Source organism: Streptomyces sp. NEAU-YJ-81 (assembly GCF_017592595.1).
Classification (GTDB): domain Bacteria; phylum Actinomycetota; class Actinomycetes; order Streptomycetales; family Streptomycetaceae; genus Streptomyces; species Streptomyces hygroscopicus_B.
On record NZ_JAGFNO010000006.1, the window covers coordinates 89,745 to 103,384 of the forward strand.

15 protein-coding genes are annotated in these 13,640 nt (G+C 70.0%); 6 read left to right on the plus strand and 9 right to left on the minus strand.

The genetic code is table 11. The features are described 5' to 3' along the window. Window positions 1-6: 6 nt before the first annotated feature. The 3 genes from J5X86_RS16570 to J5X86_RS16580 are packed head-to-tail and all read right to left on the minus strand — an operon-like array spanning window position 7 to window position 2,620. Window positions 7-1,461 carry an FAD-dependent monooxygenase gene (locus J5X86_RS16570; RefSeq protein ID WP_208517588.1) on the minus strand — a complete coding sequence of 485 codons (1,455 nt, stop codon included), beginning with the start codon at window positions 1,459-1,461 and terminating at the stop codon, window positions 7-9. Between the two features lie 34 nt (window positions 1,462-1,495). Further along, complete coding sequence (locus J5X86_RS16575; RefSeq protein ID WP_208517589.1) at window positions 1,496-2,104, minus strand: TetR family transcriptional regulator; 609 nt, start codon at window positions 2,102-2,104, stop codon at window positions 1,496-1,498. 57 nt (window positions 2,105-2,161) lie between these two features. After that, on the minus strand, window positions 2,162-2,620 hold the full coding sequence (locus tag J5X86_RS16580; protein WP_208517590.1) for an ATP-binding protein: 459 nt from the start codon (window positions 2,618-2,620) through the stop codon (window positions 2,162-2,164). A 171-nt stretch (window positions 2,621-2,791) separates the two neighbouring features. Between J5X86_RS16580 and J5X86_RS16585 the strand changes: the two genes are divergently transcribed. The 4 genes from J5X86_RS16585 to J5X86_RS16600 are packed head-to-tail and all read left to right on the plus strand — an operon-like array spanning window position 2,792 to window position 5,635. Continuing rightward, window positions 2,792-3,673, plus strand: coding sequence for a helix-turn-helix transcriptional regulator (locus J5X86_RS16585; RefSeq protein ID WP_308124582.1), 882 nt, complete (start codon window positions 2,792-2,794; stop codon window positions 3,671-3,673). A gap of 4 nt (window positions 3,674-3,677) precedes the next feature. After that, complete coding sequence (locus J5X86_RS16590; RefSeq protein WP_208517591.1) at window positions 3,678-3,875, plus strand: DUF397 domain-containing protein; 198 nt, start codon at window positions 3,678-3,680, stop codon at window positions 3,873-3,875. Window positions 3,876-3,920: 45 nt separating this feature from the next. Then, on the plus strand, window positions 3,921-4,565 hold the full coding sequence (locus J5X86_RS16595; RefSeq protein WP_308124583.1) for an RNA polymerase sigma factor: 645 nt from the start codon (window positions 3,921-3,923) through the stop codon (window positions 4,563-4,565). Then, on the plus strand, window positions 4,562-5,635 hold the full coding sequence (locus J5X86_RS16600; protein WP_208517592.1) for a CU044_5270 family protein: 1,074 nt from the start codon (window positions 4,562-4,564) through the stop codon (window positions 5,633-5,635). The genes J5X86_RS16595 and J5X86_RS16600 overlap by 4 nt, the downstream gene beginning before the upstream one ends. Before the next feature lie 284 nt (window positions 5,636-5,919). Here J5X86_RS16600 and J5X86_RS16605 read toward each other — a convergent pair whose 3' ends face one another. The 4 genes from J5X86_RS16605 to J5X86_RS16620 all read right to left on the minus strand — a co-directional run bounded on the left by J5X86_RS16605 (window position 5,920) and on the right by J5X86_RS16620 (window position 10,527). Continuing rightward, window positions 5,920-6,837 carry a carbohydrate ABC transporter permease gene (locus tag J5X86_RS16605; protein WP_208517593.1) on the minus strand — a complete coding sequence of 306 codons (918 nt, stop codon included), beginning with the start codon at window positions 6,835-6,837 and terminating at the stop codon, window positions 5,920-5,922. A gap of 12 nt (window positions 6,838-6,849) precedes the next feature. Further along, window positions 6,850-8,226: an ABC transporter substrate-binding protein gene (locus J5X86_RS16610; RefSeq protein WP_119991531.1), complete on the minus strand. Its 1,377-nt coding sequence runs from the start codon at window positions 8,224-8,226 to the stop codon at window positions 6,850-6,852. A gap of 162 nt (window positions 8,227-8,388) precedes the next feature. Next, window positions 8,389-9,390, minus strand: a complete 1,002-nt coding sequence (locus J5X86_RS16615) for a chitinase (protein ID WP_208517594.1) — start codon at window positions 9,388-9,390, stop codon at window positions 8,389-8,391. 552 nt (window positions 9,391-9,942) lie between these two features. After that, complete coding sequence (locus J5X86_RS16620; RefSeq protein WP_208517595.1) at window positions 9,943-10,527, minus strand: TetR/AcrR family transcriptional regulator; 585 nt, start codon at window positions 10,525-10,527, stop codon at window positions 9,943-9,945. A 191-nt stretch (window positions 10,528-10,718) separates the two neighbouring features. On the opposite strand from J5X86_RS16620, the gene J5X86_RS16625 reads away from it, so the two are divergent. After that, on the plus strand, window positions 10,719-11,558 hold the full coding sequence (locus J5X86_RS16625) for a class I SAM-dependent methyltransferase (RefSeq protein ID WP_208517596.1): 840 nt from the start codon (window positions 10,719-10,721) through the stop codon (window positions 11,556-11,558). 17 nt (window positions 11,559-11,575) lie between these two features. Here J5X86_RS16625 and J5X86_RS16630 read toward each other — a convergent pair whose 3' ends face one another. Then, window positions 11,576-12,220 carry a dihydrofolate reductase family protein gene (locus J5X86_RS16630; protein ID WP_208517597.1) on the minus strand — a complete coding sequence of 215 codons (645 nt, stop codon included), beginning with the start codon at window positions 12,218-12,220 and terminating at the stop codon, window positions 11,576-11,578. 120 nt (window positions 12,221-12,340) lie between these two features. On the opposite strand from J5X86_RS16630, the gene J5X86_RS16635 reads away from it, so the two are divergent. After that, entirely contained in the window at window positions 12,341-12,856 is a 516-nt protein-coding gene (locus J5X86_RS16635; protein ID WP_208517598.1) for a helix-turn-helix domain-containing protein, read from the plus strand. Here the strand turns inward: J5X86_RS16635 and J5X86_RS16640 are convergent. Next, window positions 12,843-13,550, minus strand: a complete 708-nt coding sequence (locus J5X86_RS16640) for a response regulator (RefSeq protein ID WP_208517599.1) — start codon at window positions 13,548-13,550, stop codon at window positions 12,843-12,845. The genes J5X86_RS16635 and J5X86_RS16640 overlap by 14 nt on opposite strands. Between the last annotated feature and the right edge of the window lie 90 nt (window positions 13,551-13,640).

The following is a 13,640-nucleotide window of genomic DNA, read 5'->3' on the forward strand; positions in this document are numbered from 1 at the left end:
TGTCTCTCAGGCGGGCCTGAACCAGGTGGCCAGCGCCTTGTGCAGACAGTCGTTCGTGGTGCCCTGCCAGGCGATGTAGCAGTCGGGCCGGAGGAGTAGGGCGGTGTCGAGGTCGGGGGCGGGCACGGTGTCGACGTGCGCCGCCCAGGGGCCCGGGTCGAGGGTGGCCGTGGGGTCCAGGAGGAGGGGGCGGGCGGTGCGGGTCAGGTCGCGCAGGCCCGGGAGGTCCGGGGCCCAGTGGCCGACGAGCGGGCCGGTCGCCGGGCCCATGTCGTAGGTGATGTCCGCGCCGGCGAGCAGCCCCGCGATGTGGCGCCGGGTCGTGGGCTGGTCGAGCAATTCGCCGAACAGCTCGCGCAGCGCCGTTACATCGCCGCCCGGCCGGATCAGCAGCGACTGCGCCTGCGTGTGCATGGCGACCCGCCGCGCCGCGGGATGCCGTTCCGACTCGTACGTGTCCAGCAGCCCCTCCGCCGCGTGGCCGCGCACCTCCGCCGCCAGCTTCCAGCCGAGGTTGACCGCGTCCTGGAGGCCCAGGTTGAGTCCCGGGCCGCCGATCGCCGAGTGCACATGCGCGGCGTCGCCGAGCAGCAGGACACGGCGATCGCGGTACCGCTCGGCGATCCGGGTGTTGCCGCCGAACAGCCGCCGCATCAGATGCGGCCCCGCCCCGGTCGGCGGGCCGAGGGTGATGTCCGTGCCGAGCACCCGGCGGGCGCTGGCCCGCAGTTCGTCGAGTGACGCCTCGCCCTCTTCCGGCTGCCCCCATTCCACGGTGGTCAGCTTCGGGTCACCGTCCGGGGAGGGCGCCCAGGCGATCAGTCCGTGTTCGGTCCGCAGATGCTGGAACGGCGGTATGACGCCGAAACCGGGCACGGTCAGGCTGCCATCCGGGCCGATCAGGTGTGCGGGCACGCTCACATGTCCGGTGCGCGACACCGAGTCGTCGCTGGTCACGCCGGGGAAGTCGATTCCGGTGAGCTTGCGGACCGTGCTGCGCCCGCCGTCGGCGCCGACCAGGAACTCCGCCTCGATCGAGCCCTGTTCGCGCAGCTCGATGGTCACCGACTTCTCGCCCTGCGTCAGGCCGACGACCTCGTGCCCGCGCCGGATGTCGACACCAAGCTCCGCCGCGCGCTCGGTGAGCATCCGCTCGATCCGGAGCTGCGGCACCAACAGTGTGTACAGCGGGTTGTCCGGCAGATCGCTCAGATCGAGCGGGAACGCGCCGAACGTGAAACGGGGCGCCGGACTGGGCGTGGTGCCGGGCGTGGCCAGCCGCTCGTACAGCCCGCGCCGGTCGAGCATGCGGATGACCTGGCCCACGAGGCCGTTCGCACGCTGCGTGTCGGTTGGCTCGGTGAGGCGTTCCAGGACGACCGGGCGCACACCGGCCAGGGCGAGTTCGCAGGCGAGCATCAGGCCGTTGGGCCCCGCGCCTGCGATGACGACCTCGATCATGAATTCCCTTTCGGGGGAGGGGAGTTGAGGGGCTTTACGGGGTGGACAGCCCCGCCGCGAGCCGGGCGAGGGCGTCCGTGAGCAGGCGGCGCACAGGCACGGGGGGATCGGTGCGGAGATGGTGGGCGATGGCGGTGTGTACGGCGGCCACCACCGCTGACGCCACGAGGTGCGGGTACAGGTCCTGATCGAGATCGCCGCCGGTGCGATCGGCGATCGCCGCCGCGATCTCGGCCTCGGCGACGGCCCCGGCCCGCAGCATCTCGCCGCGCAGGGCCGGTTCGGCAACCATCACGCGCACGCCCGCCGTCCACTGCGCCGGGTCGGTGGCGGGGGGATGGGTCATCGACTCCGCGTCCGCCGCGAACTGCAGCAGTACGGAGTCGGTGATCGCGTCCCACAGCGGCTCGTCCGGCCGTTCGCGCAGCACCTCCGCGATGCGCTGGAAGCGGTCGAGGTGGCGGAACGCGATCGCCTCGGCCTTGCTCGAGAAGTAGTTGTTGAACGTACGCGGCGAGACACCGGCCGCCTCGGCGATGTCCTCCACCTTGACCTTGTCGAACCCGCGCTCCACGGTCAGCCGGATCGCGGCCCAGCTCAGTGCCGCGTGCGTCTGGGCCTTCTTGCGCTCTCGCAGTCCCATGCGACGAGAGTAGCAATTTTTGCGTGCCCCGCAAATCTGCGGGGCACGCAGTTTCTGTTAGGGCTCGGCCTGGGTCGGTGAGCTGGTCAGGTCCAGCTCGGCCCAGATCTCCTTGCCTACGGTCCGCTCGCGCACGCCCCAACGTGCGGCGAGGGCGCGGACGATGAGCAGGCCACGGCCGTGCCTGTCGCGGGGCGACGGATGGCGGGGCCGGGGGAGCCGCTCGCCCCGGGGATCGGATACGGCAATGCGTAAGCGGGTTTTGGTGAGGGTGAGCTGCACCCGGAAGAGTCGCCCGGGGATGCGGGCGTGCCGTACGGCGTTGGTGGCCAGCTCGGACACGATGAGCGCGGCGTCGTCAGCGAGTGCGGGATGCCCCCACTCGGCCACGAGTCGCGTCGCGTACTGGCGGGCCCTGGTCACGCTTATCGGTGTCGGGACGTAGTCGACGCGGCCCTCATCGATGACGGGGTCGCTGGGGTCCGGGATCCGGGGGTCTTGGGGCGCGAATGCCATCGCGTACCTCCAGTGGGCAGGGCAGGGCGGAGCGCGTCCGCCAACTGACGTCCCTGTGCGAGCGGTTCATCACGGACCGTAGCCCCGTTGACTTCCCCCGCACAAGTTCCTCTTGGAGGATTTCCCCCGATCTGGTTTGCGGCGGCCGCGCCGGGCGGCCAGACTGTGCGCGTGACGACAAGTCAGCCGATGCAGGGCAATAGCACCTCGACCGTTCTGGGACGCAGGCTCGGTGGTGAGCTGACCAAGCTCCGCACTGCGGCGGGCTTGACGCAGACGCATGCCGCCAAGGTGCTCACCGGGTCCACAACCAAGGTCGCCAAGATGGAGGGCGGCTGGGTCCCGATGCGGGACCCGGACATCCGCGCGCTCTGCGAGCTGTACGGCCTGAGCGACCCTGCGGCGGTGGGCGGGCTGCTGGAGCTGGCGCGCATCGACCGAGAACGTCGTAAGGCGAAGGGCTGGTGGAACGAGGCCGCGTTCACCGGCACCATGAAGGAGTACGTGCCGCTGGAGAGCGCCGCCACCGCGATCAAGGCATGGCAGGTTTCTTTCATCCCGGGCTTGCTCCAGACCGTTGGCTACGCACGATCGCTGCGCCGAGTGACGGTGCCGGAGGAGCATCCGGACCGGACCGAGGAGTTCGCCGCCTCCAGAGCCGCGCGGCAGCGCAGACTTTCAGAAGACTCGCCACTCTCCCTCTGGGCCATCATCCCGGAGGCTGCGCTGCGCATTCCCGGGGCCGAACCAGAGGTGGCCAGTGAGCAGTTGTCGAGCCTCCTCGACTGGGGAGAGCGGCCGAACGTCACCATCCAGGTGCTCCCGTTCAGCGCCGGACTTGCCGCGAGCCTCACAGGATCCTTCAACGTCCTCTCTTTCGCCGAGCCGGGGGCCATGGACGTGGTCTACATGGAGCTGCCGCTCTCCGAAATGTGGGTGGAGGGTGGCGATGGAGCCGCGCAACACGCAAAACTGTTCGATGAGACTGCGAGGATTGCTCTCCCCGAAGCCGAGTCCCGCACCTTCATCAGGGCGCTGATCAAGAAACTGTGAGCTCATGACGACCTTCGATTTCCGCAAGTCGAGCTACAGCAACGGAACGCAGGAGTGCGTGGAGGTGGCCACGAACGTGCCGGGCACTGTGGCGATACGTGACTCCAATAACCCCGGCGGCCCCATACTCCGGTTCACCCCCGCCGCCTGGGCGGACTTCCGGGTTGCCCTCACCCAGGAGCCCAGGCAGAACGCGATGTGACGCGCATCACCGGAACTCGCCCCTTCTCCCGGTCAGCCAACACATGTGACCACAGATATGCGAACCCGGGTGCGGGCCGGGGAGCCAGACGCCTTCGCGGAGCTGTTCGACGCCTACGCACAGGCCGTCTACCACCACGCCTTCCGCCTGACCGCCGACTGGTCCGTGGCCGAGGACGTCATGTCGGCCACGTTCATGGAGGCGTGGCGGCGCCGTACGGCGGTCGACCCCGAAGGGGGATCCCTGCGGCCCTGGCTCCTGGGTATCGCCACCAACGTGGCCCGTACCCACTGCCGCAGCAACCGGCGTTACCGGGCCGCAGCCGCCGCTGCCGCTGAGGCGGGGCCCGCCTCGTTGCGGATCCCCGACCACGCCGAGGAGACGGCCGGACGCGTGGACGACCGGCGCCGGATCAACGCCACGCTCACCGCGCTGAGTTCGCTCAAGCGCGCCGAACGCGAGGTCCTCGTCCTCTGCCTCTGGGAGGGCATGGAGTACGCCGAGGCCGCCGAAACCCTCGGCATCCCGATCGGAACCGTCCGCTCCAGGCTGTCCCGAGCCCGTACCAAGCTGCGCAAACTCGCCGACGCCGAACTGGGTCGCAAAAAGCGGGAACTCACTCCGCGAACCCGGCAGGTAAAGGGCGATCGCACTCACGCGATCCGGTCCGCAGAGGAAGGAATCCGATGAACCACGCCAGCCCCTCCCAGCCGCACCCGGCTGAGTGGCCGGAGACCCAGGAGCTCCTGGGCGCCGAGGAGCGGGGTCTGCCGGCGGGCCGCCACGAGTTCCACAAGGAGCAACTGATGGCCCAGATCCACGACGACCTCCGCACCACCAACGGCACCCCGGCCGCCCCCGCGCGGCAGCGCAACCCGTTCCTGCGCCGGAACATGCTGTTGCCCGCCATGGCCTGCGCCGTGGCCGCGGCGGTCGTGGGCGGCTTCGCCCTCGCCGGGGGCGATGGCGGCGACGGTAAGACCCCCCTGGCCACCGGCCCCGCGCTGACCACTCAGGTCGGCACCGCCGACGCCAAGGCCGCCCCCGAGCTGCTCAACCGCATCTCCCTGGCCTCGGCCGACACCTCCGGGCCCACGGTGGGCGATGGCCAGTTCATCTACATCGCCTCGAAGGTGGCCAACACCTACCCCAAGACCGTGGACGACAAGACCACGGTGGTCAGCGAGGAGTTGCACTCCCGCCAGGTCTGGCAGTCTCCGGAGGGGAAGGACGGCTGGCTGATCGAGCCGGGTCAGACCAGCGACAAGGGCATGACCCTGGCTGGTGAGCACCCGATCAGCGCGGCGTACAACGCCCTGGTGAAGCTGCCCACGGACCCCGACGCGCTGCTGCAGAACATCTACCAGGACGTCGACCAGAACCGGGACAAGGAGGTTCCCCGCGACCAGGCGGCCTTCGTCGCCATCGGCGATCTGCTGACCGAGAGCTACCCGCCCGCCAAGCTCGCACCCGCCCTCTACAAGGCCGCCGCGAAGATCCCCGGCGTGGTCGCGGTGGACGACGCGGTCGACGCCACGGGCCGTCATGGGGTCGCGGTGGCGAGGCTGAACGAGGCCGATGGCCAGCGCGAAGAGTGGATCTTCGACAAGAAGACCCTGGCCTTCCTCGGTGAGCGCACGGTCCAGGTCCAGCCCCCCAAGGACGGCCCGATCAAGCGCGGCACCGTCCTCTTCACCAGCGCGATCACCGAGCGCGCGGTCGTCGACGGCAACAAGCAGCCGCCCTCCCAGGCGGGCTGACATGCGTGTGACATGGAGGCATAGGACGTCGACGGCCTCCATCGCGGCGATAACCGCCCTGCTGGCCGCGGGAGTGATGACGGGGGCCGCGCTCGCGGCCCCCGGGTCCGGCCTCGGCGTGCGGACGGAAGGCGTAGCCACCGGCGTGGGAGCCGCCCCTGAGGTGGGAGCCCCCACCGGCGTGGAAACCGTCACCGGCGTAGGAGCCGCCACCGGGGACCCGGCCGGGTCCATCACCCCGGCGGGGTTCGGGGCGGAGTGCGGGGCGGAGCTCAGGGTGGGGCTCAGACCTCCTCGCGCATCAGCCTCAGGTACACCATCGAGAACAGGGCCCCCACCAGCAGCAACAGCAGCGCCACCGCCGTGCCGTAGCCGATGAGGGATTTGTTGAACGCCTGGTCGTACATGAAGACCGGGAGCGTCTGGCTGCGGTTTCCCGGGCCGCCTCGGGTCATGGCCCAGATGAGGCCGAACACCGACAGCGTCTGCAGGGTGTTCAGCATCAGATTGGTGCCGATGGAGCGGCGGATCATGGGCAGGGTGATGTGCCAGAAGCGGCGGAGGCCGCCGGCGCCGTCGACCTCCGCCGCCTCGGTGATCTCCTTGGGGATCTCGGACAGGGCGGCGGAGTAGACGAGCATCGAGAAGGCCGTGCCGCGCCAGACGTTGGCGAAGGACACGGCGAGGATGGGCAGGGTGTAGAGCCAGTTCTGGGACGGCAGGCCCAGCCAGTCCAGCAGCGCGTTGAGCGTGCCCTCGCGGCGGAAGAACGCGTACAGCAGGAAGCCCGCCACGATCTCGGGGACGACCCAGGCCGCGATGACGATCGCGCCGGTCAGTGTCCGCACCGGCCGGGAGGCGCGCTGCATCAGGGCGGCGAGGGCGAGGCCCAGGGTGTTCTGGCCGACGAGGGAGGAGAGCAGGGTGAAGACGAGGGTGAGGACGACGGCGTTGCGGAAGTCGTCGTCCCCGAAGGCGCGCTGGAAGTTGTCCAGCCCCACGAAGTCCGTGGAGGACGCGCCCGTGAGCTGCATATTGGTGAAGGCGATATAGACGCAGTACGCGATGGGGCCACCGAGGAAGAGCAGCAGCATGACGGTGGCGGGGGCGAGCGGAAGCCAGCGCAGGGGGCGGCCGCGACGGGGGCCCGGCCGGGCCGGGGTGTCCGTCGGGGCCGCCGCCACTTTGGTCGCGGTTGCCATCGGGGGCGGCCCTCAGCCCTGGCCGCTCGCCGCCACCGTGGCGCCGTCGGCGATGGATTTGAGCTGGTCGTCGTAGGACTTCGCGGCCTTCTCCGGTGAGGAGCCGCCGGCCGTCGCCGCCTCCATGGCCTCGCCGATCGCCGTGGACACCTGGGGATAGACGGGGGTGGTGGGGCGGTAGTGGGTGTACTTCACCAGGCCCGTGAAGAAGGTGATCCCGGGCATGGAGGAGGTGTACTTCGGGTCCTGCGCGACGTCCTTGCGGACCGCGATCTGGGCGTCGACGATGTCCCAGGTGACCGCGTTGTCCTTGGTCTGGAGCTGCTGGATGAACTTCCAGGCCAGATCGGGGTTCTTGGACTTCGCGGTGATCGCCCACGTCCAGCCGCCGGACATGCTGACCTGGCCGGGCGCCTGCCCGTTCTGGGTGGGCATCGGGGCCTGGCCGAGGGTCTTGGACCATTCGGGCCACGGCTTGCCGCCGGTCTTCAGCCAGTTCTGGCCCAGCCAGGAGCCGTCCAGGGCGATGGCCAGCTTGCCCTCGGGGAGCCATTCGCTGAAGACGGTCGTGCCGACGTTGGGATCGAGGGCGTCGGAGATGTCCGGGCCGAGCTTCTCGGAGTAGACGGTCCGGAGGAAGCCCAGGGCGTCCTGGAAGCCCTTGCCGCCGGTGACCCACTTCTTGGCGTCGGGGTCGTAGAGCGGGTTTCCGCCCGCCTCGCCCGTGCCGTACAGCAGCATCTCGAAGCTCTGCATCACGGAGGTCTCGCCCGGGGCCTTGCCGGTGTAGGTGTTGAGCGGGGTGACTCCGGGGACCTTCTGCTTGATCGTGCGCGCCGCCTTGAGGATGTCGTCCCAGTTCTTGGGCGACCAGTCGGCCGGCAGCCCGGCCTTGGCGAAGATCTTCTTGTTGAACCAGAGGCCACGGGTGTCGGTGCCGTCCGGGACGCCGTACGTCTTGCCGTCCTCGGCCTTGGCCGCCGCCTTCGCGGTGTCGACGAACTGGTCCCAGGTCTTCCACTTGGCCAGATAGTCGTCGAGGGGGCGCAGATAGCCCGCCTTGATGTCCGAGTTGATCCGGAAGGTGTCCTCGTAGACCAGGTCGGGGGCGGTCTTGGGGGACCGCATCATCTGCTGGACCTTGGTGGCGTAGTCGTTGTCCTGCGCCTGGATCGGGACCAGCTTGACCTTCTTGCCGGGGTTGGCCTTCTCGAACTGCTTCTTCACCTCGGCCAGATGGTTGTCCTTGAAGCGGATCTTGTTGTCCGTGGAGCGGTTGTAGACGACCTTGACGGTGTCCGGGTCGCTGCCCGAACCGCCACCGCAGGATGTGAGTCCTGCGGTGGCGGCGAGGGTGGCGGCGAGGATCAGTGGGGCGGTGGGGCGCACGGGCACGACCTCCTTGCTGGCCTCTGTGGGCTGCGCGCTGACCGTAAGGTCGGCTTCAACGGAAGGTCAATCCCCGTGACCTGGATCGTCACTTGATCGAACGCCGCCGCGGGTGTACGCCCCGGGCGTACGGGGGCGTGGCCCAGCCGGTGGCAGCCGGTGTCAGCCGCTGTACCCCGCGAGCACCTTGGTGAAGTCGTACGTGCCCTGGTCGATCCCGCTGCAGGCGTCGCCGTCCGTGCCGGAGCCGCACTTGCGGTCGCGGTTGAGCGACCAGAAGCTGACGCGGGCCAGGTGGTGGCTCTTGGCGTAGGACACCATGTCCTTGAAGTTGTTCAGGGATATGGTCTCGCCCGCGACGTCGGTCTTGCCGTTCATCGAGGAGAAGCCGACCTTGCGGTAGGCGGCGTCGGAGGAGAGGCCGTACGCGCTCGCCACGGTGTTCTTCAGACCGTCCACCGCCGATTTGGTGGCCCCCGCCATGTCGATGGAGCCCTGCCCGAAGTCGAACGGCATGACCGCCCAGCCGTCCACGTCGAGCCCGGCCGTGGCACCGCGCTTGACCAGGTCCGTTCCATTGGCGTCGGGGCCGGACGTGGTGGTGCCGAAGGTGACGTACACCTTGATGCCGCTGTTCTTCTGCTTGACCGTCTTGAGCGCGTCGACCACGCGCTGGCGGACCGTCGCGTTCTCGAACTCGCTCGCTTCGATGTCGATGTCGATCGACTTGAGCTGGTAGGCGTCGATGACCTTCTGGTACGCGCCGGCGAGGGCGGAGGCGGAGGAGCACTTCTCGCCCAGCTTGTTACCGCTCCAGCCGCCGAAGGAGACGGTGACATCGCCGCCCGCCGAGCGGATGGAGTTGATCGTCGACTGGTCGTTGCCGCCGGTGAGCGCGCGGGAGCCGTCCCACTTGGGGTTGCAGCCGCCGTCGGAGAGCATGAACGCCATCGTGAACTGCTGGGTGCCGGTCGCCGACATGACGTCCGTGGCCTTGGGCGGGGAACCCCAACCCAGGTAGAGGTAGGGGCCGTTGAGCCCGCTGGGCGCGGCGGCGGTGTGCTGCGGCGCCGCCTGGGCGGTGGCCGCCGTGGTGACGCCCGCGGCGAGCATGCCGACAGCGGCGGCGAGAGCGAGTCTGCGGTGATGCCGGGAACGAGGCATGGCTGACGGAGCCTCCTGGTGGGGGGTGGGAGGGAAGTCGAGCGAGGCGCAATCTGGCGAGGCTGAACCTAGCGAGGCGGCATGGCCGCGACAAGATGTCGGATAGGAAACTTTCCTATCGACCTTGTTGCTCGTGGTGGCCGCCAGGCCGTGTCCGGCGCGCCTCCGTGTCTGTGGCAGCAGCGGCCGGCGTCGCTGGGCGCGCGGCGTCTGGGCCCCGCTGGGCCCCCGGCGTCTGGGGCGGAGGGCGCCTCCCGGCGGTGGCACCGAGTCCGGGCGCGGGGTGCGTCGTGGGCCGCCCGGCGAGATCCGCCCGACAGGGTTACGGGGGTGTCCGGCGGATCTTTCCCCTCCCCGCCTCTCCCCGTTACCAGGGGCTCCGCCCCTGGACCCCGGGGGCTGAGGCGGAGCCGCAATCGATGCTGCGGGAAGGGGCGGGGAGGGGAGCGGTCAGCCGCAGGCGTCACGGCCCGCCGGACACTCCCTGGTCAAGCCGTGTCGGGGTGTCGCCTCGCCGTGCCGTGCCGCTGCCTGAGCTGTGCCGGGGTGCCCCTAGCCCTCGACCAGTGTGGTCACCAGGCGCGTCATGGCGGGCCTTGGATCGGGCGTGCCCGGCCAGTTGGTCATCAGCAGATGGTGGGCGGCGCCGACGATGGCGAGGGCCGCCGTGCTCGGGTCGACGGTCTCCGCAACCCGGCCGAGCTTCTGTTCGTCCCGCAGATAGCCGGTGATGGCCTGCTGGATCGCGTCGAATCCGGGCGCCCCACCCTCCAGCGCCTCGCGGATGCGGAGTGTGGCGCCGGGGCGGGTCATGGCCAGCCCCGAGATCGCCGGGCCGCCGGAGTCGAACAGGGCGAGGGCGACGGTGTTGAGGTTCCGCGCCACCGTGTGCCGCCCCGCGAGCTCCGACAGCGACCGCGCCTTGGCGGTGGTCCGTGCGAACCGGTTCAGGCAGAGCTCGGCCACGAACTCGTCCATCCCCGCGAAGTGCGCGTGGAGCAGCCCTTTGGCGCACCCCGCCTCGGTGGTGACGGCCCGGCTGGTGAGGGCGCCGGGTCCGTGCTTCTCCACGACGCGCTCGGCGGCCGCGAACAGTTGCTCGCACACGTCCGGCGTCGCCACTCCGCGCGGTGACATGGGCCTCTCTTCCGTTCCGCTTCCGCCGCTCGCACGGCGGGCGACTCCCGTGATGCTAGCGGAGATTGCGGGTTTGGGCGGATGCCCATACCTTGGGGTGTACGGGGTTTGGGCGGATGCCCATTCATCTCGGATGCACGCCCGTTCCCTGTGGGTGTGCGCGTTCTCCGTCATCCACCACAGGAGGTCCCGTGCCCGAGGTCGTCAACACGGAGCAGACGCGCGCATGGAACGGCCCCGAAGGCAGCCACTGGGCCCGCCACCAGGACCGCTGGAACGCCGTGAACGGAGGCTTCGACGAACCGCTGCTCGACGCCGCTGCGATTACCGCGGCCCATCGCGTCCTGGACCTCGGCTGCGGTTCCGGACAGACCACGCGCCTCGCGGCGCTCAGGGCGCCCCAGGGGCACGCGCTGGGCCTCGACCTGTCCGGCCCCATGCTGGCCGAGGCGCGTGCCCGCACCCGGCGGGAGGGCATTGTCAACGCCTCCTTCTCCGAAGGCGACGCGCAGGTCCACCCCTTCGAGGCGGGCGCCTTCGACGCGGCGATCAGCCGCTACGGGGTGATGTTCTTCGACGACCCGGTGGCCGCGTTCGCCAATGTCGGGCGGGCGCTTGCGCCCGGCGGCCGGCTGGCCTTCGTCTGCCCGGCCGAGGCCGAACTCAACGGCTGGGCAGTGGCGATGGACTCGCTGTGCGACATCCTGCCGGTCGGCGAGTTCGGGCGGCCGGGGCTGCCCGGCATGTTCTCCCTGGCCGATCCGGAGCGCATCCGCGACGTCCTCACCACGGCCGGTTTCACCGCCATCGCCGTCAACCACGCCCAGGCGGACGGGGAGTGGGGGCAGGGGGCCGAGGACGCGGCCGACTTTCTGCTCAACACCGGCCCCGGCCGCCGCATCATGGAACCGGTTGACACGCCGGCGCGGAAGCGAGCCCGCCGCACTCTGATCGACCACCTTCGGGCCCACGAGGGGCCGGACGGCACGGTCCGGCTGCGCAGCACCTCGTGGCTCGTCACGGCGGCCTGAGCGATGCCGGGTCGGGCCTAGCCGGCGATGGTCCGATTCCAGAAGTGGTGGGTGAGGCCGCTTGCCGAGGTCGCCGACTCGACGGTGAAACGGTCCTGGACTTCGGCCTGCCCGTCCCACAGCGAGACCCCGGTGCCGAGGGTGATGGGCACGGTGACCAGGTGCATGAAGTCGATGAGGTCGGCCGTCAGAAACTGCCGGACGGTGGAGGGGCCACCGCCGATGCGAACGTCCTGGCCGTCGGCGAGGTCCTGGGCGTAGGCGAGTGCGTCCTCGGGCGTGGCGTCGAGGAAGTGGAAGCTCGTCCCGTTGTCGAAGTGGATGGCGTCACGTCGATGGTGGGTGAGCACTACCACGGGCGTGCGGAAGGGGGGTGCGTCGCCCCACCAGCCTCGCCAGCCGTCGTCGGTCCACTCGCCGGTCTGCGGACCGAACTTGCCCCGGCCCATGATCTCGGCCCCGATGCCCTGACCCCAGGTGCTCGTCAGGGCGCGATCGAGGGTGATCGGTTCATCCGCGACGTCCACGCCGTGGATGAACCGCCCGTCGAAGCCCGCGAACAGTCTCTCGGCGCCCCCGATGGGTTTGTCGAGCGTGATCGTCTCGCCTGCGCTGTAGCCGTCGAGGGAGACGGAGAAGTTGTGCACTCGGACCCTGGCCATGCGGCCCACCTCCCGTAAGTGATTGCGAACTGCAACTGGTTGAGGGAACTCTACGATGGAGGGGTTGCGAGTTGCAATCAGTGGCAGTCGGTTGTCATCAGTCAGCGAGGTGCGTGCGCGATGCGTGAGGAGCCGCGTTCGGGTTGTGCGATCAACGCCGCGGTGGAGGTCCTGGGGGACCCGTGGACGCTGATCGTGCTGCGCGACGTGATCTTCGGTGGACGTCGTCACTTCCGCGATCTGCTGACCCGGAACGATGAGGGCATCGCGTCCAACATCCTCGCCAGCCGCCTGCGCAAGCTCGTCGAGGGAGGGCTGCTCAGCCGCGACGATGCCACGCGTGGCCAGAAAGCGACCTACACCCTCACCGAAGCCGGCATCCAGACTCTCCCGGTGATGGTCGCCCTCGGCGCGTGGGGGTTGCGGCACCGGCCCACAACCCCCGAGCTCGCGGTGCGAGCCCGACTCCTCGCGGAGGGCTCCCCGCACCTCGTCAATGAGCTCATGGACGAACTGCGCGAGCTCCACCTCGGCGTCACTCGCGAAAACCCGAAGAGCCCCACCGCTTCGGAGCGGTTGCAGCAAGCGTACGAAGCCGCGATCGCAGCCGGAGACGGCCGCCCTAGTGCTCGCTGAGCCAGCGGTACAGCAGCTCGGGACGGCCGATCTGTCCGTAGTGCGGGGCGCGGGCGGCGCGTCCGGCCTCCACCAGGTGTTCCAGATAGCGGCGGGCGGTGATCCGGGAGATTCCCACGGTCTCGGCGGTGGCCGCGGCCGAGATCCCTTCCCCCGCGCCGCGCAGCGCCTCGGTGACCGCGTGCAGGGTCGCCTGGGTCAGCCCCTTGGGCATCGCGGCGGGCTGCGGCGCCCGCAGCGCGGCCAGCGCCCGGTCCACCTCGTCCTGCCCGCTGGCCTCGCCCGCGGTCGCCCGGAACTCGGCGTACCGGAGGAGGCGGTCCCGGAGGGTGGAGAAGGTGAACGGTTTCAGCACGTACTGCACGACCCCGAGGGAGACCCCGTCGCGGACCATCGCCAGGTCCCGGGCCGAGGTGACCGCGATCACATCCGCCCCGTTCCCGGCCGCGCGCAGCGCCCGTACGAGCTGCAGGCCGTGCCCGTCGGGGAGGTAGAGGTCCAGCAGCAGCAGATCGGCGGGCGTCCGCTCCAGCAGCCGCTGGGCGTCCCCGCCGCTCCGCGCAGTCCCGACGACGGCGAAGCCGGGGACGCGGTCGACGTACATCCGGTGCGCGTCCGCCGCGACGGGGTCGTCTTCGACGACGAGAACCCGGATCGGCGCCGGATCCCCCGGTTTCGCCTGCGGCGGGCTCATGGACGGATTCCTCTCGGATGACTCTCGGACGAGGTGCGGAACGCGATGCGCGCGGAAGCTCAGGGCTCCAATTTACGGAGGGTAACCGCA

Coding starts and splice junctions, on each gene's coding strand:
- J5X86_RS16570 (WP_208517588.1), bottom strand. CDS start 1,461: ATGATCGAGGTCGTCATCGCAGGCGCGGGGCCCAACGGCCTGATGCTC.
- J5X86_RS16575 (WP_208517589.1), bottom strand. CDS start 2,104: ATGGGACTGCGAGAGCGCAAGAAGGCCCAGACGCACGCGGCACTGAGC.
- J5X86_RS16580 (WP_208517590.1), bottom strand. CDS start 2,620: ATGGCATTCGCGCCCCAAGACCCCCGGATCCCGGACCCCAGCGACCCC.
- J5X86_RS16590 (WP_208517591.1), top strand. CDS start 3,678: ATGACGACCTTCGATTTCCGCAAGTCGAGCTACAGCAACGGAACGCAG.
- J5X86_RS16600 (WP_208517592.1), top strand. CDS start 4,562: ATGAACCACGCCAGCCCCTCCCAGCCGCACCCGGCTGAGTGGCCGGAG.
- J5X86_RS16605 (WP_208517593.1), bottom strand. CDS start 6,837: ATGGCAACCGCGACCAAAGTGGCGGCGGCCCCGACGGACACCCCGGCC.
- J5X86_RS16615 (WP_208517594.1), bottom strand. CDS start 9,390: ATGCCTCGTTCCCGGCATCACCGCAGACTCGCTCTCGCCGCCGCTGTC.
- J5X86_RS16620 (WP_208517595.1), bottom strand. CDS start 10,527: ATGTCACCGCGCGGAGTGGCGACGCCGGACGTGTGCGAGCAACTGTTC.
- J5X86_RS16630 (WP_208517597.1), bottom strand. CDS start 12,220: ATGGCCAGGGTCCGAGTGCACAACTTCTCCGTCTCCCTCGACGGCTAC.
- J5X86_RS16635 (WP_208517598.1), top strand. CDS start 12,341: ATGCGTGAGGAGCCGCGTTCGGGTTGTGCGATCAACGCCGCGGTGGAG.
- J5X86_RS16640 (WP_208517599.1), bottom strand. CDS start 13,550: ATGAGCCCGCCGCAGGCGAAACCGGGGGATCCGGCGCCGATCCGGGTT.